Raw genomic sequence first — 1,466 nt, 5'->3', positions numbered from 1 at the left:
ACGGCGCCGCCCACGACCGGGACGCCGCGCTGGCGGTCGCCCGCCGGGCCGTCGAGCTGGGCGCCCGCCACCTCGACACCGCCGCCTTCTACTTCTCCGGCGACGTGCGCGCCAACGACCTCCTGCGCGAGGCGCTGTACCCGTACCCCGCCGGTCTGACGATTGCCACCAAGGTCGGCCCGCTGCGGGACCCGGACGGTGTGATGTACGGGGAGGCCACCGCCGGGCAGCTGCGTCCCGAGGTGGAACGGAACCTGCGGGAACTGGGCGTCGACGTCCTCGACCTGGTGTACCTGCGGGTGGGCCGGCTCGCCGCGAAGGGCGGCCCGCCGCTCGGCGAGCGCTTCGCCGTCCTGGCCGCGCTGCGGGACGAAGGGCTGATCCGCCACCTCGGCGTCAGCAACGTGTCCGCCGGGCAGCTCGCCGAGGCCAGGGCCGTCGCCCCGGTCGCCGCCGTGCAGAACCGCTTCGGTGTGCTCGACCAGGAGGACGCGGCCCTGGTCGACAGCTGCGCGGCGGCCGGCATCGCGTACATGCCGTTCTTCGCCCTCGGCGGCAGCCACGGCACCCTCGCCGACGACACCCTGCGCACGGTCGCCGAACGCCACGGCGCGACCGTGCACCAGGTGGCGCTGGCCTGGGGCCTCGCGCGGTCGCCCTCCGTCGTCCAGATCCCCGGCACCGCCTCGCTCGCCCACCTGGAGCAGAACATGGCGGCGTCCGAGCTGGTCCTCGACCAGGCCGACCTGGACCTGCTGGACCGGGCGGGAGCCTGACGCGTCAGCGGACCAGCAGGGTGAACGCCGCGCAGGTGCCCGTCGCCGCGCCGGCGGCCACCAGAGCGGTGGCCACACAGCGCGTCCTGAGCTGCTCGTAGCGCTCCGTGTACTCGCCGCGCAACTCGTGGGCGCGCTCCGCGATCCGTACGAGCACCGCCTTCGACACCGCGATCCGGTCGGCGGTGTACACCCGCTCCACGTCCTCGCGCTGGGCGGTGGTCAGCCAGGGCAACTGCGCCGTGAACAGGGCCGCCCCCCGGTTGATCTCCTCGATCTCGGCGCTCCACAGGAGGTACCCCTCCAGCTGGACCAGCCCCCGGACGCTGTCCTCCTCCGGTTTCACCGCTGCTTGTCCCCGGGCGCGACGGTCGTGGAGTCGACGGGCCGGTTGATCTCCTCCTCCAGGGCCCGGATGGCCGGATGGTGGAGGTCGAAGGCGGGGGACTCGGAGCGGATCTTCGGCAGGGTGAGGAAGTTGTGCCGCGGGGGCGGGCAGGAGGTCGCCCACTCCAGCGAGCGCCCGTAGCCCCACGGGTCGTCCTCCTCGACCTTCTTGCCGAACTTCGTGGTTTTCCAGACGTTGTAGAAGAACGGCAGCATCGACAGGCCGAGGACGAAGGCGCTGATCGAGGAGACCATGTTGAGCGCGGTGAATCCGTCGGCGGCGAGATAGTCCGCGTACCGGCG

Annotated in this window: 2 protein-coding genes and 1 pseudogene; 1 reads left to right on the top strand and 2 read right to left on the bottom strand. The window is 72.6% G+C overall.

The window, feature by feature from the left end:
- On the top strand, positions 1-776 hold a 776-nt coding region (locus tag GT042_RS17045), incomplete at its 5' end, for an aldo/keto reductase (RefSeq protein ID WP_161309571.1).
- 4 nt (positions 777-780) lie between these two features.
- Here GT042_RS17045 and GT042_RS17040 read toward each other — a convergent pair.
- Positions 781-1,122, bottom strand: a complete 342-nt coding sequence (locus GT042_RS17040; protein WP_161309570.1) for a hypothetical protein — start codon at positions 1,120-1,122, stop codon at positions 781-783.
- A pseudogene (locus GT042_RS17035) lies at positions 1,119-1,466 on the bottom strand (cytochrome ubiquinol oxidase subunit I); the annotation flags it as partial. The gene GT042_RS17040 and the pseudogene GT042_RS17035, both read right to left, overlap by 4 nt.

The organism is Streptomyces sp. SID3212 (assembly GCF_009865405.1).
Classification (GTDB): domain Bacteria; phylum Actinomycetota; class Actinomycetes; order Streptomycetales; family Streptomycetaceae; genus Streptomyces.
The sequence above is the reverse complement of the archived record's forward strand: the minus strand, read 5'-3'. Positions and strand labels throughout refer to the sequence as shown.